Source organism: Paenibacillus sp. 1001270B_150601_E10, assembly GCF_015558675.1.
In the GTDB taxonomy this organism is placed as follows: Bacteria; Bacillota; Bacilli; order Paenibacillales; family Paenibacillaceae; genus Paenibacillus_B.
In genome coordinates this window covers 311,576-337,971 of sequence record NZ_JADMOL010000004.1, presented here as the reverse complement: position 1 = coordinate 337,971, position 26,396 = coordinate 311,576, and the positions used below count along the sequence as shown (strand labels likewise).

The 26,396-nt window shown below is 48.1% G+C and carries 22 protein-coding genes; 6 read left to right on the top strand and 16 right to left on the bottom strand.

The window, feature by feature from the left end:
* Positions 1–31: 31 nt before the first annotated feature.
* From I2H74_RS12760 to I2H74_RS12735, 5 genes are all read right to left on the bottom strand, one after another.
* Positions 32–1,000, bottom strand: coding sequence for an ABC transporter permease (locus I2H74_RS12760; protein ID WP_195574344.1), 969 nt, complete (start codon positions 998–1,000; stop codon positions 32–34).
* A gap of 136 nt (positions 1,001–1,136) precedes the next feature.
* Complete coding sequence (locus I2H74_RS12755) at positions 1,137–2,759, bottom strand: extracellular solute-binding protein (RefSeq protein WP_229106609.1); 1,623 nt, start codon at positions 2,757–2,759, stop codon at positions 1,137–1,139.
* Between the two features lie 156 nt (positions 2,760–2,915).
* Positions 2,916–5,255: a helix-turn-helix domain-containing protein gene (locus I2H74_RS12750; protein WP_195574342.1), complete on the bottom strand. Its 2,340-nt coding sequence runs from the start codon at positions 5,253–5,255 to the stop codon at positions 2,916–2,918.
* 697 nt (positions 5,256–5,952) lie between these two features.
* On the bottom strand, positions 5,953–7,536 hold the full coding sequence (gene ptsG / locus I2H74_RS12740; RefSeq protein WP_195574340.1) for a glucose-specific PTS transporter subunit IIBC: 1,584 nt from the start codon (positions 7,534–7,536) through the stop codon (positions 5,953–5,955).
* Positions 7,537–7,663: 127 nt separating this feature from the next.
* Positions 7,664–7,846: an H-type small acid-soluble spore protein gene (locus tag I2H74_RS12735; protein WP_195574339.1), complete on the bottom strand. Its 183-nt coding sequence runs from the start codon at positions 7,844–7,846 to the stop codon at positions 7,664–7,666.
* A gap of 171 nt (positions 7,847–8,017) precedes the next feature.
* Here I2H74_RS12735 and I2H74_RS12730 point away from each other — a divergent pair, with 171 nt between their 5' ends.
* The 3 genes from I2H74_RS12730 (at position 8,018) to ligD (ending at position 11,105) form a co-directional block, all read left to right on the top strand.
* Complete coding sequence (locus I2H74_RS12730) at positions 8,018–9,187, top strand: Ku protein (RefSeq protein ID WP_195574338.1); 1,170 nt, start codon at positions 8,018–8,020, stop codon at positions 9,185–9,187.
* Complete coding sequence (locus tag I2H74_RS12725; protein ID WP_195574337.1) at positions 9,184–10,137, top strand: RNA ligase family protein; 954 nt, start codon at positions 9,184–9,186, stop codon at positions 10,135–10,137. Before I2H74_RS12730 ends, I2H74_RS12725 begins: the two co-directional genes overlap by 4 nt.
* Positions 10,138–10,211: 74 nt before the next feature.
* Complete coding sequence (gene ligD / locus I2H74_RS12720; RefSeq protein WP_195574336.1) at positions 10,212–11,105, top strand: non-homologous end-joining DNA ligase; 894 nt, start codon at positions 10,212–10,214, stop codon at positions 11,103–11,105.
* A gap of 7 nt (positions 11,106–11,112) precedes the next feature.
* Here ligD and cls read toward each other — a convergent pair whose 3' ends face one another.
* Complete coding sequence (gene cls / locus I2H74_RS12715) at positions 11,113–12,534, bottom strand: cardiolipin synthase (RefSeq protein WP_195574335.1); 1,422 nt, start codon at positions 12,532–12,534, stop codon at positions 11,113–11,115.
* A gap of 174 nt (positions 12,535–12,708) precedes the next feature.
* Here cls and I2H74_RS12710 point away from each other — a divergent pair, with 174 nt between their 5' ends.
* Positions 12,709–13,752: a M23 family metallopeptidase gene (locus I2H74_RS12710; protein WP_195574334.1), complete on the top strand. Its 1,044-nt coding sequence runs from the start codon at positions 12,709–12,711 to the stop codon at positions 13,750–13,752.
* A 102-nt stretch (positions 13,753–13,854) separates the two neighbouring features.
* Positions 13,855–14,292 (top strand): bactofilin family protein, encoded by a 438-nt coding sequence (locus I2H74_RS12705; RefSeq protein ID WP_195574333.1) that lies wholly within the window; start codon positions 13,855–13,857, stop codon positions 14,290–14,292.
* 118 nt (positions 14,293–14,410) lie between these two features.
* Here I2H74_RS12705 and I2H74_RS12700 read toward each other — a convergent pair whose 3' ends face one another.
* The 5 genes from I2H74_RS12700 to I2H74_RS12680 all read right to left on the bottom strand — a co-directional run bounded on the left by I2H74_RS12700 (position 14,411) and on the right by I2H74_RS12680 (position 18,457).
* The gene (locus tag I2H74_RS12700) at positions 14,411–14,650 is read right to left on the bottom strand and encodes a hypothetical protein (protein WP_195574332.1); all 240 of its coding nucleotides are present in this window, start codon (positions 14,648–14,650) and stop codon (positions 14,411–14,413) included.
* Between the two features lie 146 nt (positions 14,651–14,796).
* Positions 14,797–15,486, bottom strand: coding sequence for an NAD(P)-binding domain-containing protein (locus I2H74_RS12695; RefSeq protein WP_195574331.1), 690 nt, complete (start codon positions 15,484–15,486; stop codon positions 14,797–14,799).
* Positions 15,487–15,577: 91 nt separating this feature from the next.
* Positions 15,578–16,432, bottom strand: coding sequence for a dTDP-4-dehydrorhamnose reductase (gene rfbD / locus I2H74_RS12690; RefSeq protein ID WP_324254063.1), 855 nt, complete (start codon positions 16,430–16,432; stop codon positions 15,578–15,580).
* A gap of 25 nt (positions 16,433–16,457) precedes the next feature.
* On the bottom strand, positions 16,458–16,994 hold the full coding sequence (gene rfbC, locus I2H74_RS12685) for a dTDP-4-dehydrorhamnose 3,5-epimerase (protein ID WP_195574330.1): 537 nt from the start codon (positions 16,992–16,994) through the stop codon (positions 16,458–16,460).
* Positions 16,995–17,461: 467 nt separating this feature from the next.
* A complete protein-coding gene (locus I2H74_RS12680; RefSeq protein WP_195574329.1) occupies positions 17,462–18,457 on the bottom strand; it encodes an LCP family protein in 996 nt (331 codons plus the stop codon).
* Between the two features lie 103 nt (positions 18,458–18,560).
* On the opposite strand from I2H74_RS12680, the gene I2H74_RS12675 reads away from it, so the two are divergent.
* Positions 18,561–19,784, top strand: a complete 1,224-nt coding sequence (locus I2H74_RS12675) for a glycosyl hydrolase family 28-related protein (RefSeq protein ID WP_229106608.1) — start codon at positions 18,561–18,563, stop codon at positions 19,782–19,784.
* A gap of 4 nt (positions 19,785–19,788) precedes the next feature.
* On the opposite strand, the gene I2H74_RS12670 is transcribed toward I2H74_RS12675, so the two are convergent.
* From I2H74_RS12670 to I2H74_RS12650, 5 genes are read right to left on the bottom strand one after another with little or no spacing between them, the layout of a single operon-like run.
* Positions 19,789–21,465, bottom strand: coding sequence for a glycosyl hydrolase family 28-related protein (locus I2H74_RS12670; RefSeq protein WP_195574327.1), 1,677 nt, complete (start codon positions 21,463–21,465; stop codon positions 19,789–19,791).
* 30 nt (positions 21,466–21,495) lie between these two features.
* Entirely contained in the window at positions 21,496–22,941 is a 1,446-nt protein-coding gene (locus I2H74_RS12665) for a right-handed parallel beta-helix repeat-containing protein (protein ID WP_195574326.1), read from the bottom strand.
* Positions 22,942–24,267, bottom strand: a complete 1,326-nt coding sequence (tuaD, locus tag I2H74_RS12660) for a UDP-glucose 6-dehydrogenase TuaD (protein ID WP_195574325.1) — start codon at positions 24,265–24,267, stop codon at positions 22,942–22,944.
* A gap of 2 nt (positions 24,268–24,269) precedes the next feature.
* Positions 24,270–25,166, bottom strand: a complete 897-nt coding sequence (gene galU, locus I2H74_RS12655; protein ID WP_195574324.1) for a UTP--glucose-1-phosphate uridylyltransferase GalU — start codon at positions 25,164–25,166, stop codon at positions 24,270–24,272.
* Between the two features lie 40 nt (positions 25,167–25,206).
* Positions 25,207–26,382, bottom strand: coding sequence for a glycosyltransferase family 4 protein (locus I2H74_RS12650; protein WP_195574323.1), 1,176 nt, complete (start codon positions 26,380–26,382; stop codon positions 25,207–25,209).
* Positions 26,383–26,396: the final 14 nt, after the last annotated feature.

The following is a 26,396-nucleotide window of genomic DNA, read 5'->3' as shown; positions in this document are numbered from 1 at the left end:
CCTCCCTCATTATTCCTTTTCCGCTCTGAACTCACCATAGCTTCGTCTCGCTTAATCGCCGGCTCACTCGGTTGGCAAGAATCAGAAGGGTAAAGTTAATGATCGAGTTGAAGACGCCAATCGCTGTGCTGTAGCTGTAATTGGATTCCAATAAACCTTTGCGATAAACATAGGTACCGATAACGTCTGCAGTCTCATAGGTAGACGAGTTATACATCAACAGAATCTTGTCCGAACTGACCGACATGATGCTGCCCATTTGCAAGATTAATAAAATGATAATCGTCGACGTAATCCCTGGAATCGTAATATGGAGGACTTGTCTCCATTTGTTTGCCCCATCTACCTTAGCCGCTTCATAGAGCGAAGGATCGATATTGGAGATCGCTGCGAGATAAATGATCGTCCCCCAGCCTACACCCTGCCAGATTCCTGATGTGATATAGATCGTTCTGAACCATTCCGGCTCTCTTAGATAAGCAACGGCTTCAACGCCGAACATGCCAAGGATATTGTTGATCAGTCCATCGCGTGACAAGAAATCAACCAACATCCCTACAATAACGACGATCGAGATAAAATGCGGAATATATGTGATGGTCTGTACCGCACGTTTAAAGAAATGCTGACGGATCTCATTCATCAATAGCGCAAGGATAATCGGTGCCGGGAAAGCAAAGAGAAGCTCGTATAAGCTTAACAGCAGCGTATTGCGCACGATGCGCCAGAAGAAAAAGCTATTGAAAAATTCCTCGAAATATTTGAATCCAACCCACGGACTGCCTGCGAAGCCTAGAGCAGAAGAGTAATCCTTAAATGCAATCTGGATCCCGTACATCGGGCCGTAGTGAAATACGGCATAGTACAAAACAACCGGCAGCAGCATGAGATAAATATATTTATTCATTTTGGCATCGCGCCATATTCGCTGCATCAAGGTCTTGTCCCGAATCTCTTTCACAGGAGCCTGCGGCGGTGCTGCTTTCTCGAGTGCTGGCATCAGTTGAACCTCCTTAGAGAAGAAGAAGAAGAAGCCATTCTTCTAGAATTGAAGAATTCGCGTGCCGGAAACAGTTAGCACAGCTCCCGACACGCTTCATCGATCGTAGGGCTTAAACGGTCATCTCGCAGGGGTCTTAGCGCTTGTTGTAACGGTCCAAGCCCGCTTGACGAATCTTGATCGCCTCTTCAATGCCCATGGACTTGAGCGTCTCTACGAACTTGTCGTAGTTCTCCATCGGTTCAGCACCCATAATGAATTTGTTGACCATCTCGCTCTTGTACGTATCGATATCCGTCATGATCGAAGCATAAGTGGAGCTTTCTTCTGAAGTTGGCGTGATTGGCGGCAGTGTCTTGCTGTGATCCGCATCCAGCCAGTTCTTCATCGCTTCCTTCTGCTCTGGAAGGGCAACGTATTGCTCGATGTATCGTTTGTCTTGAACGAATGGTCCGGACCAGCTGACCGGCATGTATTTGCTTAATGCCTGTGCCATAGGCAGACCTTGAAGGTTGTTTGTCACATCATCCGTGTACGTCGGATATCCGTCCTTCATCGTATAGCTCTTGCCTTCGATGCCGAAGTTAAAGAGCATATGCCCTTCTTCGCTGTACTTATAATCAAGCCACTTAACGATTTGCTCTGGATTCGGTGCGGATGCGCTAATGGCAGCCCCTACACCTTGGAATGGAGGGTCCTGCTGACCAAGTGATTTCTGACCCGGAACCCCCATTGGGTAAGGTGTGCCGACCAGCTTGAACTTCGAATCCTTCTCTTTCATCAAGCTCATATACCGACCTACACCTGAGCCATTGTAAGTAACTAAGGAGCCTAAGATATCGCCTGTCATCTTCGCATCCTGCAGCTTGCCGTCGGTCGTTGCATAGTCCTTGTCGATCAAGCCCTCCTTGTACCAGCGGGCGAACGTTGTCAGGAATTCCTTGTAGCCAGGCTCAAGCGGACCGTACTTTACCACATTGTCTTCCTGATAGAAGCCGTCCATCACGCCATAGGAGCCATAGAAGGCGACATTCATGTCACGCATCAAGAATGGAATCTCGTCCTTCTTGCCGTTGCCATTTGGATCTCCATCACGGAATGCGGTCAGCACCTTTTCCCATTCTTCCATCGTCGTTGGCACTTGCAGTCCGAGTTTATCCAGCCAATCCTGACGAATCGCAGGTCCCATAAAGGTTAGCAGTTCTTCGTCTGGTCTTAGGAAAGGAAACACATAGATATTTCCTTCATCTGTTGTAATCATCTTTTTCAAGTCTGGACGGTCATTCAATACTTTGGTCAAATTCGGTGCGTACTGCTCAATAAGCTCATTCAAACGAAGGATGCGCTTGTCCTTGATCGCTTGGTCAGGTCCTTTCGCAACACCGCTCCACGTGTATTCAATCACATCCGGAAGCGTTCCAGAAGCGAGCATAAGATTGAACTGGTCTGCAACACCATTGCCTGCAGGCGGATGCTGGAACGTCACCTTCGTCTTCGTGATCTTCTCGAGCTCTTGATATGCGCCCATCTCGCTAAAATCTTTTAAGACCGTATTGGCGTTGCCAAGCTGTGCCCAATAGGTAAGGGATTCTGGATATGGCACCTCATCTGGCGACACCTTAGCCGTGTTATCTTTGTTTGTAGTGGATGCTGGATCTGCGGTCTTATTCGGACTACACGCAGCAAACATGCTCAACATCATCACCATGGAGATGGTAAGAATACATAATTGACGCCACGAATTTCGTTTCAATGACATGACCCCCCATATGATTTTGGCCATCGGATCCATCATCCGCGTGAACCTGATTTCAATATATCGAGCTGCCTCCATTCGTGAAAGTAAACGTTTTCAACATTCCTTTACCGCCTATACGATCAAAGGCTAACCAGATTTAAGATCGATTTACCAATCTTAAGATCCCTTATTCTGCTCCAGCATTTCTCGATACTGACCGGGGGTTATCCCTTCGTTTTTCTTAAAAAAACGGTGAAAGCCGACGTCGCTTGAGTATCCGATTCGAGCCGCGATTTCCGATAAGGTTAAGCTTCCATCTGCCAGCATTTCCTTTGATTTCTCCATTCGAAGGGCTGCAATGTATTCCGTAATATTAATCCCACTGTACTTTTTAAAAAAGGCCGACACATAAGGCGGGGTCATATTGAACTCAGCCGCCATCGTATTCAAGCTTAGATTCGGATGTTCATAATGCTGTTGAATATAGAGCTTCATGCGTTGATACAATCGGTCGTGATGATCCGTTCTCTCTCCTGCAATGAAGGTGCTCAGCGTTAGATAACGATGAATGATATGCTCCCTCATAACATCTGCCGATGCTTGACGCTGATCGACCTTAGACGGGTCGATAGTCTCCCCAAATACTTGATGATCCTCGATTTGAAGACTATTTAGAATCTTCATAATCGTTGTAATCAGATCGATCGTTAAGCATTTCACCCGAGCAGGCGTAATCACCTCCTGCTGCCAGTTGGCCTCGAAGATTTGGCGAAGCAGCTTCTCGACCTGTTCTCCCTCTCCGCTTTTAACGAGATTCATCAACTGAATTTCAGTTTCGATCGGATAGTGATAATAGGAAGACTTTACCGCATGAATCTCTTCAAAATAAATTAAAGATGAGGTGCCATGCACAATCCAATAATCAAGCGCCGTCATGGCTTCACCGTGCGCGGTTCCAATCTTCTCGCTGCCTTGTTGAACAGAGCTTACACCTATTGCGATTGACATGCGAAAGCGCTCCTGCACCGCTTTTTGCATATTCATAAGGAAATCCTGCTTCATTCGCTCCATGGATTCATGAGCATCCGGCAAATTCAATAACACAGCAAGCCGATCTCGTTCCAGCTCGACCATGTATCCCTGCCCATGTAGAAGCTCCTGGCCAAGATTCGTCAGCACAAATCTGGCAAGCCCCCATTCCCGCTCCGTATCTCCTGTAATGAAGCCTGAGCAATCGATAATATCAATCAGGATGACACAATAATAGGGATGGTCCAGCTGTACCCCCATGAAACGAAATGTCTCCGGAACTCCGTGGGTAAGATCGACATGTCCTCGAATAAGCCGCGATAAGAAATTGGCTTTAAGAACAGGCGATTGATCTGCAAGCGTCTGCCTAAGCTTCTCTTCCTCATCCATCGTATGCATTACGGACTGCTTTATTAATTCATATTCATCGCGATAACGCATCTCCTTCGGCGCTCGGTGAGCAAGCACTGCAATAACATCTCGAATCGGCTGATAATAGCGATAAGCCATTGTATAGGATAACAGCAGGCCAATAATAAGGCCGATGCTGATCACAACCATGGTCCATTTTTTAAATACCAGTACATCCTTTAAGACGATCGTCTTCGGAATGACGGATAAATAGCGCCAGCCGTTGCTCCCTTTCACCTCGCTCACGATCATCGATTCTCCGCTTAATTGCAGCTCATGATAGCTTCCTCCTTGATTCAGCTTCTTCACCAAATCCCAGTTCATCTGACGATTAAGCGTGGACATCAGAACATGACCCTGCTGATTCAAGATTGCAAAGGAACCGTCGCTAACCCCTTCAATCTGAGTCAGCATCTGACGAAGACGATCTTCTTGAATCAGCACGACCAATTGGCCTTTGATGTCGGATATATCATTGTAAGGCAAGGATTGGACGTACGTGATGGCCCGTGTATTCGAGCTAGGCTCATTAATGGTCTCGGATGGCAAAAATACTTGATGATGAAGACCCTTTAGGATGTGTTCTCTAACCCAAGTGTTGGATTGGTTTGGGTAAGATAGGATTGAGGTGAAGTATAGGCTGGCGTCAGCCTTCATTTCCGGAGATACGACGGTATCATTCCCCTGGAAATAAATGAAGAAATCATCAATAAAGCTGCTTGTGCTTTTGTACTTTTTAAGCTCCTTTAAGGTATCGATAACTTTCAGCCGCTGCTCGATTGTATCCTTACCTGCATTGTTCAGCAGCCAATTGACGGTAGGATCGATGGCAATTTGATTGGTAAGCTGATCGATGTCTTTAAGTCTTGATTCGGTGATTTGCCTAAACTGCTCCATGAGGCCCGTATTCGTGCGTATTGCATTCTGCACCATGGACTGCTCCACCTGATGATAGAAGATTCCACCGATGGATACCGGGATCAGAACAATGGAGAGATAGGATAAAAAGATGGTGAAAAAAACACTTCTTCGGGTCATGCTGCTTTTCCACATGCGGTTAACCTTCATGAATGCCATTCATGTCCCCTCTTCTCATACGGATGTATGCTGATCAGAAGCATCAAGTGTGTGGTGATAAATTCCATTTTACATGGAAACAACTTGAATTCCACTCCAACTTTTGTACCAGGCTTATAGATACGCAGCATAAAAAACCTGCCGTCTCCTGGCTCAGCATGACACACACGCCATATGCTGCATATACAGCTTCATAAGCGTCTATGGTCCAGAGCAAGGGGCACATCAGGTTAACGTTTCGAAACAAAATGTATGAAGGGATTACTCTTTTAGCTTTTTTCAGATTCCGGACAGCATGAATGGCAACACGAATAGGTAGAATGGAACGAATCACAAGGTCCACGTCCAAAAAGAAGAACAAACCGACCTCTCTCCAGATCAGGTTGACTGCCGCGGCTGAGCACCCGATCGAAATGCCGCCGAATGCCGTCCCGACTAAGCCAAGCAGGATTTGAGAGATAAGCTTCGTCACAAAGGAGGCATTCGTTTGGTCTTAGAAAAAGCCCAGCTTATCAGAGGTTTCTCCCTTCACATCTCAATGGCCAGTCGCTCATCAGTTGAAGCTCCATTTCACCAAGAATGACAAAAATTGCAGCGTGTTTCTTTGATATAAAAAAGGCTGCCCCCGCCATCTGTTATGACGCTGCGAGCAGCCTTCTTGCCTTCCTTCGCGACTTCATCAATCAAGAAGAATGATTTAATCCTTTCTATCCTCTTTCGCTCGAGTATCGTCTACGCTATCAACAGGATTCGTCAGATCCATCGACTCTTGTGTAATGAGCTCATTGATCTGATGCTTAATCGTTTCTGATCTTGTTCCAAATATGGCTTGGACGCTGTTACCAACTTCAAGCACCCCTGAAGCCCCAAGCTCCTTCAAGCGCTCCTTATTCACCTCTTCAGCATGATTGACTTGAACCCGTAATCGTGTAATACAGGCATCCAGCGAAGCAATATTGTTTTTGCCTCCAAGGGCATCCAGAATGCCTCGCGGAAGCTCAGAGGAGCCTACTGAGCGTGATGGCGATGTAGAAGCAACAACGACTTCTCTGCCTGGAGTTCGCAAGTTAAACTTCCGAATCGCAAAGCGAAATCCAACGTAATAAATGACTGCCAGCACCAGCCCCACCGGAATAACAAGCCAGTAAGGCGTTCGATTCTGGAGCACACCGAACAGCAAATAGTCAATAATCCCGCCGGAGAACGTCATTCCGATCTTAACCCCGAGCAGATGCATGGTTAGGAATGACAATCCAGCAAATAGGACATGCACGACGAACAACAGAGGAGCCACAAACAGAAAAGAAAATTCAAGCGGCTCCGTAATCCCTGTCAAAAAGGAAGTCAGTGCGGCAGAGCCCATAAGCCCTGCAACAACCGCTTTATTCTCTTTGCGTGCTTCGTGATAGATAGCAAGAGCCGCCGCTGGGAGGCCAAACATCATAAACGGAAACTTTCCCGTCATAAAGGTCCCCGCCGTTAGCTCGACGCCATCTTTTAGCTGCTCAAAAAATATTTTTTGGTCACCGCGAACGATTGTACCCGCTTTGTTCACATACTCGCCGAATTCAAACCAGAAGGGAGCATAAAAAATATGATGGAGTCCAAATGGAATTAGAGCTCGCTCACATATGCCAAAAATAAATGCTGCCAGTGCACGATTGGAATCAATAAGTGAATGCGAGAATGTATTTAAGCCATGTTGAATCGGCGGCCAAATAAATACCATGAGAATCCCGATAATAAGGGAGGTGACAGCTGTAATAATCGGTACAAACCGCTTGCCGGCAAAGAAGCCGAGATAAGAAGGAAGTTCAATCGTAAAGAAGCGTTTATACAGCACCGCCGCCACGATACCGATGATAATACCGCCGAATACTCCCGTCTGTAAGGTTGGAATTCCTTGCAGAACGGCATAAGCCGAATTGGCCGCTACCGTCTCTGGGGTCACGTTCATCATGACCTTCATCGTCACGTTCATAACAAAATACCCGATAATGGCGGCAAGGCCCGCAACTCCATCTCCTCCTGCAAGCCCGATCGCCACGCCAACAGCAAACAATAAGGATAGATTGTCAAAAACGATCCCGCCTGCATTCTCCATTACACTCGTAATGATGCTGACGGTGCCGTTGGCTAGCCACGGCAATCGTTCGATCATATCAGGGTTTTGAAGCGCGTTGCCGACTCCAAGAAGAATCCCCGCTGCTGGCAGGATCGCTACAGGCAGCATAAGCGCCTTTCCTACCTTTTGAAGTACGCCAAAAGCTGATTTGAACATGTCTTACACCTGCTTAAGTAAGGTTAAAGCAGGACTTCCTTAAGGTTCAAGAGCCCTGCCTTCATACATGAAATAGGAATGGATTAAAGGAGCGTTGATCAGCTCTTTGATCTTCGCTCTCTAGTATTTAACCCTCCTGCAATCGTTCAACGGATACCGTCTCCGTATTCGTTGGTCGAGTACCGACTTGCACCGTAGCCATTCTATTCGCTATATCTACGTTCTCAATCCACACGGATTGCTCGCCATCCAATAGGACGGGGACGGTATCTTTCATTTCATAAATCTGCTTCGCACGTTCTGCATCCATTTTTCCATGCCTCCTTACGCATCTAATCTTATGAAAACTAATGCTCTTGCCTAAACATAAGATGGCACATTTCTTCCAACTTCATGCATCCTTGGTGTTCTCTCTCATGGGTAAAAGCAATCTGAAAGCGCATATTATACCTAATCCATCAAAAGGCAGGAGGCGTTCCCCATGCATACCGTATGGAAAGGCGCAATAAGCTTTGGGCTTGTCCATGTACCTGTTAAGATGCATACCGCCGCACAGGACAAGGATATTTCTCTCCGTATGATTCACGAAGCATGCGGAAGCCCGCTTCGCTACGTACGTGAATGTCCCGTTTGCAATGTTGAGGTTCCTTGGTCGGATATTGTAAAAGGCTATGAATACGAGAAGGGGCACTTTGTCATCTTCACGAAGGAAGAGCTGCAGGCCATGGAGGATGAGGGCAACCGAACGATCACGATACTGGACTTTGTCGATTTGTCTGATATTGACCCTGTTTATTATCAGAAAACATACTACCTGTCTCCCGATCAGGCAGGAGGCAATGCCTATCAGCTGCTTCGCGAGGCACTTCATTCCACGAACAAGATCGGAATTGCAAAGGTAACCCTTCGCGATAAGAGCAGCTTGGCGGCCATACGTGTTCTGGAGAACTGCTTGGTCATGGAGACCATGTATTATCCAGACGAGATTCGCGCTGTCAGTCAGGTTCCTAATATTCCAGCGCAGGTGCAGATAAATCCAAGAGAGCTCGAGCTCGCTCAAATGCTGATCAACCAGCTGTCTGCTGCCTTCCAGCCTGAAAAATATATCGATGAGCATCGCGAGCGGATGCTGAATCGCATTCAGGAGAAAATTGCAGGCAAAGAGATCAAGCGTGCTCCCGAAGCAGCAAACGAAGCGCCGATCGCAGACCTTATGGCGGCGCTTCAGGCGAGTATTCAAGCGATGCAGCCTGTCATGACAGATCCCGGCATGCGCCCTGGACAAGCCGCAAGCGGCCCATTCCCTGGGGCCGCTGGAGCGATGCCTGGTGCACCGGACGCAGCGGCTCCAGCACCTGGAGTCGCTGGCGCCGCATCGGCAGCGCCAGGCGGTATTCCCGCAGCGCCGGTCAAGCGACGCGGCCGTCCGCGGAAGAATGCGGCGCCAGCGGAGCCTGTGCCAAGCGCTGCAGTGCCACAGCCTGCGGCTCTGCCTGCCCAAGAGGCAGATGCCGCTCGCACCGCAAGGCCGCGCCGCAAGCGCACGCGGCCGTCCGAGACGGTTGGCGCGGCAGCAGGCGAAGCCTTTACGGGCAGCACGGAAGCCCCTGCTGCACCGAAACGACGCGGCAGGAAGCCTGCTTCTCCATGATGAAGCAGCTTCCGCCTCTGCTGGGGCCATCCTTCACCCCGATGGCCCCTATCTCCATTGCAGCCATTCCAGAAGGCAAGGAATGGCTGCATCAATTGAAATGGGACGGCATCCGGCTATTGGCGGAAGCCGACGGGCAAGAGAAGCTTGAGCTGTATACGCGGAAAATGGAAGAGCGTACAGCTTCCTTTTACACGATCCAGCAAGCTTTGCTTCAACATCCATCCCTTCGTGAGCAGCGCTTCGTGCTGGACGGCGAAGCTATCGTGATGGACCCTGTGCTGAAGCGTCCCTCTTTCCCGCTGATCTTAAAGCGTCAGCGAACCACCAGCGCCATCAGTCAACGGGACGAGGCGATCTATGTGGTCTTTGACATTCTGCATTGGAATGGCGAGGATCTTCGCCAAGTGCCTTACGAGGAACGACATCAGCTCCTCTTAGAGCTGTTTCCCGACCAAACCGAGTATCTGCTTGTGACGGATGCGTTCGAGGATGGTGAAGCTTTATGGGCTTGGGTAGAAACGCATGAGTGGGAAGGGGTTGTAAGCAAGCGGAGACATTCTTTTTATCAGGAGGCAAAGCGGCATCAAGATTGGTTCAAGCACAAGAAATCACTTGAGCTTCAAGTGCTTGCTATAGGCTATATCGAACGGGAAGGTAGAGTGGCAAGCCTCGTCATCTCGCAGTGCGACGGCTCTTATGTAGGCCGCGTCAGCATTGGCCTTAATGAGCAGCATCGGTCCTTGCTTCAAGCCTGGTGCAGAAGCGAGGGCGTCATTGCTTCCCCATTCGGAGGACAGCTCCCGTCTGATTTGCGGAAAGAGCGAGTGATCTGGTTCAAGAAGCCGATTCCAATCGAGGTAACGGCCTTGGAATGGACGGACGCAGGCGTACTTCGTCACCCGAAGCTTGTGTCGCTCCCAGCGCGGACAAATACGATATCTCAGTAGAGTGTGAGGTTTAAAGGATCAAACGTTATTAAGATCGGCAGGATCAATATGTGGCATAGAGAGGAGGATCGAGCATGAGCAAGGGAGTTAAGCTGCCCATCGATGGCTACGTTATTCAAATCAGCAATCCAAATAAGCTCTTGTGGACAGATGCGAAGATTACGAAGCTTATGTATATCAAATGCCTGATTGAGCTCGCCCCTTATCTGATCCCCGCCTGCAATCAGCGCTTTCTTACGACCATTCGCTTTCCTGATGGAACGAATGGCGAAGCCTTTTATCAGAAAAATTGCCCGGAACCGATTCCCGAATTCGCGACGACGGCTGTACAAGGCGATCATCGCTATGTTGTGCTAGACAAGCTTGCTACGCTCGTATGGCTCGGCAATCTTGCTTGCTTGGAGTTTCACCCGTCGCTTGAGCTGATTCATTCTGCCGCGCTCCCGATTCAATGGATCATCGATCTCGATCCATCCGTGAAGGAAGAGCCAAGGATCATGGATGCAGCATTGAAGGTAGGCGGGCTTCTTCGTACATTAGGCATTGAAAGCCTTCCGAAGACGTCTGGCGCTACTGGGGTTCAGCTCATCATCAAGCTGCAGCCGGGTCCTACCTGGGAAGAACTAAAGCAATTCGGACGCTTCATCGGGCAATACTTGTGCGAACAGCATCCAGAGCTGTTTACGATCGAGCGTATGAAGAAGGATCGCGGTGACCGCATCTACATCGATTATATGCAGCACGATATCGGAAGAACGATAGCCTCTGCTTATACGCCAAGAGCAACGCCTTATGCGTCGCTCTCCATGCCGCTATATTGGGACGAAGTCGCCATGCATCCAAGCCCCAAGGACTTTACGCTGCTTAATGCTTCTGAGCGGCTTCAGCGAACGGGGGATCTGCTTGCTGCATTTCCAACCCAGCAGCTTCAGCCGATCATCCATTCCTTTTTGCAGGTACAAAAATAAAAAATGGCTAAAGAAGCGGCGAGAGCAAGCGGAATAAGGCTTCAAGCCCTCGCTGCATTTTAGAGCGCAGCATAAATTCCTGATAGTCCATCTCCTTGCTGTCCTTAAAGTCCTGAATGAAGTCTTGCTCCAGACGATCAATAGCCTCTTCATTAAACATGAGTGCATTCAGCTCAAAGTTGTAGAAGAAGCTCCGCATGTCCATATTCGCCGTGCCGACACAGGCAATGGAGCGATCCATAATCATCGCCTTCGCATGCGGGAAGCCCCGGTAATATTCAAAAAAGCGCACCCCTGATTGAAGGAGCTCTTCAATGTAAGAGCGGCATGCCCAATCGACAATTTTGGAATCAGACTTATGCGGAATAATGATTCGAACATCAATACCGCTTACAGCTGCTGTTTTTAACGCCAATAAATTGCCTGCATCCGGGATAAAGTAAGGTGTAATGATCCAGACCCGCTCCTTCGCGCTGCTCAGCGCACCGAAGTACAGCTCTTGAATGGCATCCCAGCTTGTATCGGGACCGCTCGCAACGATCTTAACCTGTTCGTCCCCAACGGTAGGCTGAGGCGGGAACAGCTCCCGTGACAGCAGTCTCTCCTTCGAGGTAAATGCCCAGTCATGCAGAAATACGGCTTGCAGGACATAGACGGAATCCCCCTCAAGCTTCAAGTGAGTATCGCGCCAAAAGCCCGTCTTCGGATCTCCGCCTAAATACTCATCGCCAATATTAATACCGCCCACAAATCCAACCCTGCCATCGACAACGACAATCTTGCGATGATTGCGATAGTTCAAGCGTCTGCGGAAGAAAGAGACCCATAAGGGCAGAAACCAATGGAAGTCGATGCCCGCATCCTCAAATCGCTTCAAGTAGCTTCGCTTCAGCTCGATGCTGCCTACCCCATCCGCGATTACGCGAACTTTTACGCCTTCCTTGGCTTTCTCGATCAACAGCTTTTGGAACATTCGTCCGATTACATCATCTTTTAATATGTAAAATTCCACATGGATATGGTGCTTTGCCTCTCGCACCGCTTCAAAAATCGCATCGTATGTTGCCCGTCCGTTTGTCAGCACTTCCGTCTTATTGTTGCCTGTAATCGGACTGTCCGATAAGGAAGTGAGCAATTCAAACAATCTCGTCTGCTGATGCATCTCCGTATTCCGAAGCTCTTTGACATGCTTTACGATATGTACAATTTGCAATTGCTCAAGCATATTTTCCACAAACCAGCGCTTGCGCACTCTACGCCTTGCCGTATAGTCCTGCGCCATGAAGTAATACAGAACAAAGCCGATAATCGGCACGCAAAAGGAAATAATCAGCCAAGCAACGGTCTTAGATGGATGCTTATGCTCAATAATAACGATCGTAAGCAGTTGAAAAATATATAGGATGACGCCAAATACGATCCAAGTCATGCACTCGTTCCCCCAATTCAATAGACGGGCAATACATACAGCCTTTCCCATCCACCCTATGCTTCATTCATCTTATCGTTATAACGTAATTGGACCAAAAAAGAAAGAGACGAAACAAAAGGGCGGTCATGTTTCATGGAAGGTTCGAATAGAGTGTTCTTAAAGAGTAAGGACATGACTAACACACTGCGAGGTGATGAGATGAAGCAGCGATGGCGAAGCAACTCGATGACGGTGCTGGTCATCCGAGAGGCTGAACAAGCTGTAAAGCAGGTTCGCGTCCCGAAAATGCTTGTCGTATCTGTCCCGATTGCAGCTTTAATGTCGGTCTCTGGTCTTATTCTCAGCATGCAGCTGACATCCCAGCAGCACATTCATGAGCTTGAAGCCATGCTGGACCAGCAAAAGGAATCATTAGAGATAACCGTCAGCGATAAAGATGAAGTTATTCGGAGACTGCAGGACGAAGTGGTTCGCTTGGCCCAAGAGACGGAAACGGTGCAGCATCAGGTTGAACAGATGAACGACCTTGAAAATGAGCTCGAGCAGTTCGTACAGCATCATATCGGCAAGGATACGCCGGAAGCCAAAGCAAGCTCATCTGCTGCCCTGGCCTCCTTCCTTCAGGAGGATCAGGACGGAGATACCGAAGCCTTGATTACCCTTGCAGAGCAATCTAGCTTCAACTTAAAGCGTGTGCAGCAGATGCTCACCTCCATGGAACAGAGAGCTCCTCAGATGCTGAACCTCGCGAAAGAACATCAAAAACGTATTGTCGGTACACCTTCCTTCTGGCCGACGAAGTCAAAGCGCATTACATCAAGCTTCGGATATCGAACCGATCCGATGACTGGACATGCCGCTTTTCATGCAGGCCTTGACATCGGCGGCGAGATTGGAGATCCGGTATACGCAGCAGCGGAGGGCAAAGTCATCGAGTCTGGATTCCATTATGCTCGCGGCAACTATATCATTCTCCGCCACATCAATGGTCTTGAGAGCTGGTATATGCACCTTAGCGAGGCAGAGGTCACGGTGGGCGAATCAATCACCCAAGGTGCACGGATAGGCAAGCTTGGTACAACTGGAAGAAGCACAGGTCCTCACCTGCATTTTCAGATTGTCCAGCAGGGCAGTCCGATTGATCCCTACCCCTACCTCAACTCAACATCAGCTAAGCGCGAGTCCCAATCCGTGAGCAATCGAAACCGCTCATAGTCTTTGGCGCTTTCTTGCTAAAGCTAAGATTTGATAGCAGATTTGATGGCGCTTGTGCTTTCTGTATTCATAAAGTCTTGTCTATAAGAGGAGGTTATCCCTATGCGTAAAAGAACCAAGCACACTGCCAAATCAACACCGAATGACACCTTAATCAGCAACGGAACACATGTTGAAGGCCAATTAAATGTCCCATCCAATCTGCGAATTGATGGAAGCTTCCATGGGGATATTAGCTGCAAGGGTACGATCGTAATTGGGGAACAAGGCGATGTCCATGCCAAAGTGAGCGCAAACGATATCATTATCTCTGGGGTCATGAACGGGGAGATTCGATGCGAGGGCAAGCTTACGATTACCTCAACGGGCACCTTAAATGGAAACTGTGAATCGCAATGGATCATCATTCAAGAAGGCGGAATATTGAACGGCACCAGCCTCACAGAGCGAAAGGATCAGGCTTTGAAGCGCGGAAATGCTGCTGCATTTACAGCTGAGGTGGAATCAGCGACTAGTCGCAGTGAGAAGCAAGCGGGATAATACACGCTTGCTTCTTTTTTTGATAGGGACAAGAGTGTGATATCTATAGGTGCTGGATGGAGGCATGTTCTTCATATCGATGAATGGAAAACGAAGCTTAGGTAAAAAGAGGAATGGATTACGCGTGCTTCTCGATTAGAAGCAAATCATAGGAGGTGCCAGTTGATACGGAAGTCCACAGCATGCTCAGCTTTTCATACTTCTCGATGCAGCTCTCGCAAGCACCAAGCGGCATGCCGACGCGAACGTAACCTGTACGGAACAACAGCTTGCTCTGTTCTCTCGTCATCTGTGTGGAGCAGCCGATGCAATAAACCGGACTTAACGAAGGATGGTAGATCGGATTACAAGCATTCATGAGTGAAGTTAATCCCCCTTACTCGCCATTTGTGATGAATCGCTGCATAAGAGTTACAAAACGTATCCATAATGTAAGCGATTTCTTGAGTTGTGTCAATCCTTTTTCTTCTTATTGTCATAAACATTTCAAATCATCAGATGCGTTCAGTCTAAATATCTCCATTCCGCATAACGTTCAGCCATGGCTGGCGACAGGTAGGAGGATAGAAGGCTGTAGGATCTCTCCTTCACACGGTGGAAGGAAGGGCCAATAGCAGCGTGTTGTCTACCAAGATGAAGCTGCTGCTGGACCGCTTCAGCCTCTTCATCCTTCATCCAATAGAACTCTCGCTTTATCCCATAAAAGCACGCCTCAATAGATGGCACAGCCTGTCCATCCCAAGTGCCGACTACAATCGGCAGCGGGTGATGGAACATCCAAGGCAGCACGTATGCAACCCTGGCATCAAGCTTTGATCTAAGCTCTGCTGTGACTCCAACATTTAAGGAAGCGCTGAGCATAATCATATGTGACTGTGACAGCTTGGGGCTAAGCCATAATGCAAGATGGGAAGTGGTAGGGAAGAGGAAGGATGACTTCGTACTCACTTCTCCTCTCTCCATAAAAGGCTGCTTGTTAAGAGGTGGTAGGATGCCATCGGCAAGAATGACAAGATCAGCCCGCTTAACCGCATAAGCAGCATTCACCGTACAGAGAATTCGCTCTTCCTCTTGTCGGATATGGCTTGCCACCTCAGGCTCTTGTACGACTAGCCAGCAATCATGCTTCAGCTTAGCCAACCTCATCGCAATAGCAAGCGCTGGAGCCAAGGCCCCTATAATGGCACACCGCATCGACTTCCCCCTAACCTCTCCTTTGCAAAGGCTTTAACATCATTCTCGGTATATCGTTTATACGTGTCGTTTAATGCTTTCTCTATCTAGCTTATTCACCTTGAAGCATGTCTCTTAGCGCCTCACGCCACGGGCGAAGCGGTGCAAAGCCCTGAAGCCGCATAGCCATTCCCTCCAGCACGGAATAGGAAGGCCTGCGTGCTGGCCTAGGAAACTGCGAGGTTGGCACGGAACGAACCTTTACTTGAAGTCCCTTTTCTTCCATAATGGCACACGCAAATTCATACCAGGAGCAATGGCCGCTGTTTGTAATATGATACACGCCGTAGCACTCCGTATGAAGCATATCCATGAGACGATCTGCTAGATCGGCGGTATACGTCGGGCTGCCAATCTGGTCATGAACGACCTTAAGTTCGGATTGCGACTTTGCAAGTCTAAGCATCGTCTTGACAAAGTTGCTGCCGTGCTTGCCGAACACCCATGATGTTCGAACGATGAACGTCTTGTTATGGCACTGCGTTACGAGCTCTTCCCCTACACGCTTGGAAGCTCCATACACATTCACTGGACGGACTCGCGTATACTCGTCATAGGGCTTATTCGCCCTGCCGTCGAACACATAATCCGTGCTGAGATGAATAAGCTTTGCCGATATAGCTGCTGCCGCACAGGCTACATTTCTCGCGCCATAAGCATTAACCTGATAGGCTAGGTCCCGCTCTGATTCCGCTTGATCGACCTGTGTATAGGCAGCGGTATGGATAATGACATCCGGCTTCAGCTTCAAGAAGGTGCTCATTACCTGTGCTTGATCCACAATATCCACTTTCGCTCGTGTAAGTGGAATCCCCTGCAAGCCCCGCTTCTTCAATGCATGCATAACATCCTGGCCAAGCTGTCCATTTGCCCCTGTAACAGCCACTACTAGCGGTCTAGACATCATTCGCTCCCCACTTTCTCTATATGGATTAACGAAGATCACTTAGATAGGGAAGTTGCTTATCCTTCTCGGACAACAGAACGTCTTGACGAGGCCAAGGTATGGCAAGTGTCGGATCATCCCAGCGGATGCCCCTGTCCCGTGCAGGATCGTAATAGGCATCAACCTTGTACAGCACCTCTGTATTCGGCTCCAAGGTGCAGAAGCCATGGGCAAACCCCTTTGGAATGTAAAGCTGCTTCTTGTTCTCAGCACTAAGCGTCACGCCCACCCAACGGCCAAAGCTTGGCGAATCGGGACGAATATCTACGGCAACATCCCAAATGGCGCCTGTGAGCACTCGAATCAGCTTCGTCTGGGCGCTCGGCTCCTCCTGATACTGAAGTCCGCGTATCGTGCCTTCCTGCATGGATCGCGAATGATTATCCTGTACAAATGCAGTGTCTATGCCAAGCTCGCCAAATCGAGCAAGATGATAGCTCTCCATAAAAAATCCCCGAGGATCGGAGAAGACCTTTGGTTCAAGGATAAACACACCATCCAAACCTGTATCATGTCTTTGCAAGCATCTCAACTCCTACCTATGCCTTATCACAACACCCTATGTATGTAGCATATGAGCGAGGTTGAGTGCGAATGCCTGCCATTATTCAAACCATGTGGACATGACGTTGACTGAACGTTATTGTCATGAGTATTCTGCTTTTTGCGGGGAAGACCTCCGTAACTGCAGCCTGCATTTTCCACAGTTTCATTGCGGGGAGTGTCGATACAAGAAATGTTCATTTTGCATGATAAATAAGGAAAAAGAGAAAAGAGAAGAGAAGAGGTGGATAACAGGAATAGGAACTATAAGAGGATAATGAGGATAATAATGAAGAGGTAAAAAAGGTGGGCAGTCAGATCCTAGTGATATTCACATCGCTCAGTTGGATTCCGCTAGAGAGATACACGTTCTAACCTGCCCACTTTCACGAGCTGCACATTCAATAGGATCTTCTGCCACAGCAGCGTACGTTTCATCGTTATGAATCAATTCGGCTTCACACCAAGCTTTTCAACAATCAGCTCATGAACGCGTTCTTTTTCTCCTTGTTCGAGCTGCCAGTAATAGATTCCATCTTTTCGGAAGCCGGTGCCGTTTAACGATTCACGCTCTATATGTGATAGCGCTTTGTTGTAATTTTGCATAATCTTCGTCCATTCCGATGAAGGAATGCTTGTTTTTACATACATGCTGAGCTTGTCGATCACCTCTACCCATTGCAAGGCCCCTTCAAAGGTTAAGGCTTTTTTAGACAAGCTGGAGAGCACCTCCTGCTGCCTGTCCATGCGCCCAAAGTCTCCCTTAGGGTCCGCCTTGCGCATCCGAACATAAGCAAGTGCTTTTTCCCCGCTTAGATGAAGCGGCCCTTCCTCAAAGTACTGGTCATCAAGCGAAAAGGATCGCTTGTTGTTAATATCCACACCGCCTAGAGCATCGATAATTTCCTCAAAGCCCTGCATATTCGTTTTAATATAGTGGTCGATCGGGATCTGCAGCATCTGCTCAACCGTGGCTACAGCCATCGGAACGCCTCCGAAGGCATAGGCATGATTAATCTTATCTTCCTTATTCTTTCCTGCGATGCTTGTCATCGTATCGCGAGGAATGCTGATCAGCGTAGCAGCAGGCGTGCTAGGATTGATAACAGCCAAGATCAACGTATCGCTTCGGCCAGAGTCGCGGCCTCTCTCATCTACACCGATGAGCAATAAAGTGAAAGGATCACCTGACCTTAGATTAGGCGTCGTCAACGTATTAGCGAGAGCTGTCGTATCCGTATCGCCAGTGGTTGACAAGGGTTTAATCGTTCCTACCTTCACTCGATAATCGCTAGGCGGGAGAGGTTCATAGATGGCTTCTGCCGTATGCTGCAATTTATAGACGAAAAAGCCCACACACCCTACTACGATTCCTGTAAATAATAGTAGACTTACGACTACAGTTTTTTCCCATTTTTTTCTTTTTGACCAAAATTTCCTCACATCTGTCCCTCCCAATCCATCCTAGCTGAGAACCGATATCTTGCCTTCAACATAATATAAGGTGAAACTATTTCCCTACTTCATCATGAGAGAGGTGATTAGAATGAGTACGAGTATTGGTATAAACGTGAAAGATTATGGTGCCTATGGAGACAATGTCCATGATGATACGCAGGCGATCCAGAATGCGATTAACGCTTCGCAGGGGGGTACGATCTTTTTCCCAGCTGGAACGTACGTTATCAGTAACACGATCAAGGTGAAATCGAATCAAACCTTGTATGGTGAAGGAAAGGAATCTAGCATTCTTCGAATGAATGTTATAGGCAAGGATGGCATTCAGATCAATAATGCGGAGTACGTATCCATTCGTCATTTGCAGGTCAGAGATATTGTCAACCCAGGTGGAGCCGAGAGCCGCGCCATTCGTGTGCATGCATCCAAGTACTGCACAATCGAGCACTGCAAGGTATACAACTCTGATGATTCCGGCATTCGGATCGGCTACGATGACTCCACGGGCTCTTCCATGTACTGTCAAGTCCTGCACTGTGAGGTAGAGAAGACAACAGGCGGATCAGGCATTGAAGTGATCAAGGCTATAGATACGCTTGTCGATGGCTGCATGGTTAAAAATAGTTATGAGCATGGAATTCGCATTTGCGGCTCCACGCGCACCACTGTTGTCAACAATACGCTTGAAGACAATGGCAACGCCGATATTACGGCACAAGGATTTGGCAGCGTCCGTGGTGTCAGTCAGCCGCTTGAAAGCTTTATTATTTCTGGCAACACCTGCAAAGGCGGGCGTGGCTACGGCATCACGATGTACTATCAGGCAAGCAAAGGCATCGTAAGCCATAATATCATTATGAACAGCGACATCGGCATTCGCCTCTACGATCCCGAAGACAACGGCACCCAAGAGATCCAGTGCACCGATAATCTCATTACCGATTGCGGTGTTGCCATTATGGTCTACGGGCTTCATAAGCACGTGACATTCAAGCAGAATCATATTATGGACTGGAAGGAGTCCCCTTCCTATTCCTACGCCTCAGCCATTGTCCTAGATGGACACAACAACTTCCAAGACTATATCGTCTTCGAATCCAACTCCATCTTCCAGAACAAGCCCGTTTCCAACAAGAAACAAACCTCTTTCTTCATCACCAATCTATCCACAAGCAGCAATATTTATATACGGAGTAATAATATTGCCCTATTGAACCCTTACAGCAAGACAACTTCGATCTATCGCAGGGACAATAAAGGCAAGGTGACAACCACTTTCCTGCCTACGAATTCGAATACGGAAGTCCTATAGAGTGCTAAGACTCAATTGTACCGTAGCCTTTCCAGACTCCAGGCTCCCCTTCTGACGTACAGATCCATCCAACAGGCTGACCTGGCGCAGGTGATCGATGCTCAATACGCTCACCTGCATACCAATACCCCGATGTAGGTGGAGAGGTTCTTGTGTCATGCCTCATCTGAAGCTTATCCAACTGGATATTGTCCGAGTCCTCTATTCGAATCCCTTCCTTATAGGCTGGGTCATACCATCCATATCGAATGATATTATGGGGAGCTTTTTTTATAGAGACTAGGGTCTTATCATATTGGATCTTTCGCTTTCGGTCTAATACGACTGGCTGCACACCCTCAATGATATTTCGCTGTGCTCCGGATTCAATCAATACCGGCGTTAAGGTGGCTTCGAGGTATCCCCCGCCAATCGTACAATTTCTTGCCTTCTCTTTGATATACACCGCTCTCAGATTCACTTCAGGGCGGGGCTCTTTGCTTGAAACATAGGACAACGTCGTCAAGTGTTTAATATGAACGCGCTCCACCTTTTCGATAACAACGAAGTCCTTGCGGAACGCTCCGCGTATCCAAGCCGATCCGATCGTAATATCATGATACTTGTACAGATAATCATCATGTCGAATATCAAATTCGATCGGGACTCCTCCGGAATCGGGCAAGTCATTGTTGAGTACAAAGCTGTCAATATAGATCTGGTATACCTCTCCGCGCCGCGTATGCGTGATTCCTTCGTCGTTGGTGTCCCACATTTTGAAATATAGCCCGCGCTTTACGTTATGACAGACAATTTGGCCGACGGAGACATTGTAGACATCCCCGTCGTAGATTTCAGAGCCGATGGAGAATGCTCCAAACGAGCCATAAGCATGAATATGCTGAATCTGAATGTTATGAGTGGAGCCTCCCGCTTCTCCTTCATCCTTAATCGCCTTAATCACAACAAGATCGTCACTGTTCCCCCGTCCTATTACAGTACCTACCGTTACGTTATAGCAGTTCATAAGTGAAAGACCGTCCCTCGTCTCCGGATGATCCACGATCAGCGTCTCGATGACGATCGTATGCGAAGCCCCTCTTAATACAAAGGAGAGCGAAGGCGAATACCCAATCTTGGTTATTCCTAGAAAATACAAATGATCACAGCGTCCTACATTGATTGTATTGGTCGTCCTTGAACTAAGAGAATGCACTGAAAGATTGTAAAAGGTAAGGTTCTTGCATTCTTTCAGATGAAGCAGCCGATCTTTAGCTGTCTTGAGGTGGACAAGCCTTGCCTCAGGATGGAAAGAGAATACTTTATTCTTCAGCCCTTCCAAGAGCAGGGTACCCTGAATGCCGTATTGTCCTTTCGGAAAGTAAATCGTATCTTCCTTCTTAATAGCAGCTAGAATGGCTGGCATATCGTTGCTCACGCCATCCCCCTTCGCGCCGTAATCCTTAACCGTCTTCTCTGGCTTACGTTCTGCCGTCGTGGCCACGTCCGTCGTCGCGGCGTTGAACTTCGGATCATTCGGCTCCCTGCTCCACAATCCGCCCGTTACAGCGCCTAAGCCGGCAACACCAAGAGCCGTTATCAGATGTCTTCTTGATATTTGCTTCATCCATATCGGTTCTGGAGATGCTTGTGGAATAATATTTGCTTGTCCAGATGGTAAAGACAGCTCTTGATCTTTCAAATGCATTCACCTCGGATAAGAACGATTTGGTTAAAAGCCTTCGATTTGTTCTTCGGGACCGATATAGATCTTGGACTTTGGAAGTCTAATTTGGATATTGTCTCGGCCGTTATTATAGAATTGATTTTTCCCTGAGATAACGACGGTATCCACCGTAGCCTTGCTCGTATTGCCAAGCATCACGCCGTAGTTATTGTTATCCGACACTTGATTGCCGATCAGCTCGATCTGAGGAGCACGGTATAGAAAGACGCCATTGCCCTTGCTGTTATAGACCTGACTGTTCTTCAACACAAAATAGCCTTTCATGCCTACATCACGGACACCATACTCGGTTCCGCCTTTAATGATGCAGTTCTCAATCGCAATGTTTTCCCCGGACATAAAGACAACTTCTTTTAGCTTCGTGTTCGAAAAAGTAGAATTTAAGAGCTTGATATTTTTAGGTCTTAAACGCTCATCCTTTTCTACCTCAATCGTGACGTAAGGCGCTGAACCATTGCTGAACAGCACGTTGTTGACTTTGCCCTTAATCACGAGTCTTCCATTCAGCGCTCGAACCCTATCCAGAATAATGTTCGAGATGCTGCCTGTTTCCGTCCAAACATGAATATTCTCATTGTTCACTTCAACATTTTGAAACTTGATGTTGCGAACCTCTGCACCACTGTCAGGCTCGATATCAAGCGCTGCATTCAGTCTGTGATTCATGTTTTTCAGTGTGATATCGGAGAAAAGCATGTTTTGCCCGCCTACCACGGCAATCCCGTTGCGGGAAGCCCCGTCAATAATAATATCCTTCGCAATAATTTGCTCCGTCTTTCGGGAGTAGAGCTTCTTTTGCGCAACGTAAATCGCATCTCCGTATTCATCCTCGGACTTTGAGACTGAGCCTTTAATCACTAGTTTGTTTAATTGAACAGAAGCAGCGTTCATGATCCGAACCGTATGATTAGACTCCCGAGTCGTATGCTTGACTTTCGATTGATCCAATTTGATATTGTAAAGGGTCACATTTCTTACATTCTCGATCGAGATCAGCTCTTTATTCGCCTGCATCTGTCGAAGCACCGTCTTGTCTCCATCGCCAATCAACGTCACATTGCTGCGAAGGTGAAGCACCCCTTTGATGCTGTAGGTTCCTGACGACAGATAGACCGTGCTGGACGTTTTGCTTGCTTCATCAATCAATTTTTGCAGGGATGCACGCATATCTTTTCCATTTGCAGCAACTCCGCGCTTTTTCGCGTTGATGCACTTTTGCTTGCAGGTTGTATTGATCTTCTTTAGATTGTCAGCCAGCCCATCTAGATAATCTAGCTGGGCTGGGCTTACGACTTTGATGGGCGTTGGAGCATCGGAAACAACCATATCGGTTTCAACATCCTGTGCGGCCATGGCTTTAATCATTAAGCCTAGGACAACTCCTGCTACGACGACGATGGCGGCTACTCCGATTCGAAGCTTCATCATCATCTATCCAATTCCAACCTCTAGCTGGGAATGAACGACGGCTCTTCCGATGCTGGAATAGTAAAAGCCATGCGCCTTCATTTCCTCTAGAGAGAAGCAGTTGCGTCCATCAACAACCACCGCTTGCCGCATAAGCGAATGAAGACGCTCTAAATCCATTGATTTGACCTGTTCCCAATCGGTTAGAATGAGGCAGGCATCACAGCCCTCAACAGCTTCGTAAAGATCCGTCGTGTAGAGGATATCGCTTGGAATCCACTTCCTCGCTTCATCTATTGCAATGGGATCATAAGCTTTAATGGCAGCTCCTCGCTGAACCAGCTCAGGAATCAGATCGACAGAAGGAGCATAACGCATGTCATCTGTATTTGGCTTGAATGCAAGCCCCAAGACAGCAATCGTTTTGCCCTGCAGATGGCCAAGGACGTGCTGAAGCTTGTTCAAGACAACATAGCGCTGCTTGGCATTCGTCTCGATGACCGCATTAATAAGACGGGAGGACACGCCTGACTTCGAGCAGATGAATCGCAGGGCTTCCGTATCCTTCGGGAAGCATGAACCGCCGTAGCCAATGCCCGCCTGAAGGAATTGGCTGCCGATACGGCTGTCTAGCCCGATGCCTGTCGATACCTCAGACACATTCGCCCCTGTCTCCTCGCAGAGATTCGCAATCTCATTTATAAACGAGATCTTCGTTGCCAAGAACGCATTCGCCGCATATTTAATCATCTCCGCACTCTCTACACTTGTCCGATAGACAAGCGTTCGAAACGGAGCATGCAGCTCTTCAATCACATCCGCAGCTGACGGATGTGTAGCTCCGATCACTGCCCGCTCCATCTTCATGCAATCTGCGATTGCAGAGCCTTCACGCAGAAACTCCGGATTGCTGACCATGTCGAAAGGATGCGTTGTATGCTCGGAGATCAGCTGTTGTACGCTGCGCCCGGTCCCCACTGGCACGGTGCTCTTGATCACAATGATCTTATACTCCTGCATCGATTCTGCAATGCTCTTCGCTGCGGCATAGATGTAAGACAGATCCGCTTCGCCATGCGGAGACATCGGTGTCCCAACCGCAATGTAAATAATTTCAGCAAACTGCACAGCTTCTGCTAGATTGGTCGTAAATTGCAGGCGTCCTTCCTGCTGATTACGGATCACCATCTCCTGCAAGCCGGGCTCATAGATGGGAATAATGCCTTGAGTAAGCTTTTGAATCTTCGTCTCGTCGATATCGCAGCATATGACCTGATTGCCAATATCCGCGAAGCATGAACCTGTAACCAAACCCACATATCCTGTTCCAATGACTGCAAGACGACGCATGCCTACAACCTCCCCGCACGGGCATAATTTTTTTCAACCAACGCTCTCAAATAATTCATGAGTGGCGCCTTGAATTCGTCACGTTCCATAGCAAAATCAATCGTCGCTTTAATAAAGCCGAATTTATCTCCCACATCATAGCGAACGCCATCAAAGCTGTACGCAAGAACCTCCTCATGCTCATTTAGAAGTCGGATCGCATCCGTCAACTGAATTTCCCCGCCTGTGCTCGGAGGCAGATCTCTCAAATGAGCGAAGATGTCAGGAGTAAATACATAACGTCCCATAATCGCATAATTCGAAGGCGCTTCTCCGCGCTTAGGCTTCTCTACAAAGGCAGATACCCGCTTCACCTTAGGCTCCACTGGGAACGGAATCGGAGCAATGATGCCATACTTCTCCACATCATCATCACCCACCGCCTGCACGCCAACGACAGAACGCTCATACTTGTCATACACCTGCAGCAGTTGCTTCAAGGCCGGAACCTCTGCCTGCACGATATCATCCCCGAGCAATACAGCGAACGGCTCATCTCCGATAAAGGAGCGTGCGCACCAGATCGCATGCCCGAGTCCCTTAGGCTGCCCTTGCCTTACATAGTGCAGATTCACAAGCTCGCTGATTTGGCGAATGGAGGAAAGCTCCGCCCATTTTCCTTTTTCCTCAAGCGTTTCTTCCAGTTCAATGGAACGGTCAAAATGATCCTCAATCGCTCTTTTGCCGCGACCGCTAATGATGATGATATCTTCAATCCCTGAAGCGACCGCCTCCTCGATAATGTATTGAATCGTAGGTTTGTCTACAATCGGAAGCATTTCTTTCGGGGTTGCTTTGGTTGCAGGCAGGAAACGTGTTCCCAAGCCTGCCGCTGGAATAATCGCTTTCGTTACTTTCATCTTCAATTTCTCCTTTATCTGCTTAACTTTTTATCTCTGATTAAGAAATGGGAAACTCCATCTGCTTCTTATTGAAAAAATCGTCTTTTCGCATCTTGCGATAGTACTCATGGATGCGGTTGATGACGATCTGCTCCGTAAATTGCTCCTCAATGATCTTTCGCCCGTTCATCCCTAAGACCGCGGCTAAAGCATCGTCCTCCAGCACTCTCGCATATTGCTTAGCGAGCTCCGAGGCATCCGGATATGGAACAAGCACACCGCTCACCTCATGCTGCACAAGCTCGCGAGTGCCAAGAACATCGCTTGCAATGACGGGCTTTGCAAAGGCCATCGATTCCATCACGATCCTTGGAATCCCCTCCTTCTCAGAGGTTAGCGACACGACATCGGCCATTTGAATATAGGGATAGATATTGGTCTGATAGCCAACGAGAATAACCTGCTCCTCCAGGTTCAGCTCCTTGATTCGATTGATAATCTCCGCTTCAAGCGGCCCCTGCCCTGCCAGCAGGCAGACGAAAGGAGTCGATGATTGCTGCTTAAGCAAGACAAGAGCATCCAACAAAAAAAAGTGATTTTTAACCGGCTCAAATCTTGCACCGACCAAAATCACTTTGTGGGTATCTGGAATATGATGTTTGCTCCTTAGCTTGCGAATAACGTCCGTATTGGCTTCGGACTTGTAAGCGTCCATACGCCCTAAGTCGACTCCATTGCCTTCATAGAGAACAGGCTTATTCGGCGCGTATTCCTTTATTTTATCCATGTCCTCTTTATTTTGAGAAGCAATGCCATGACAGAACCATGAGCCTATCTTCTCCATCCAGCGATACATATGGTAAGTGGTTCCGCTTTGTCCTTGATAGAAAGGAAGGCCATGCGTGGTATGGATAATGACAGGCGTTCTGCATAACCATGCTGCGATTCGGCCGATGACGCCAGCTTTTGCATTGTGCGTATGAATGATGTCGTATTTCTCCTTCATAATCAGGTGCATCAAGCGAAAGATGGATACGATATCTTGGAAGGGATGAATGCTGCGATTCATTGGGACAAAGCGAAACTCGAGCGGATAACCTGCGACCAATGTTTCATTGAATCCTTCTCTTGAGGAGATCAGATGGATGTCATAGCCTTTTTCCTGCATTAAGGACAGTTTATCCACAAGAAGCTTGTGCATCAGCGCGGATGTACACACGTGACCTACCTTCATACCAAACACCTCAG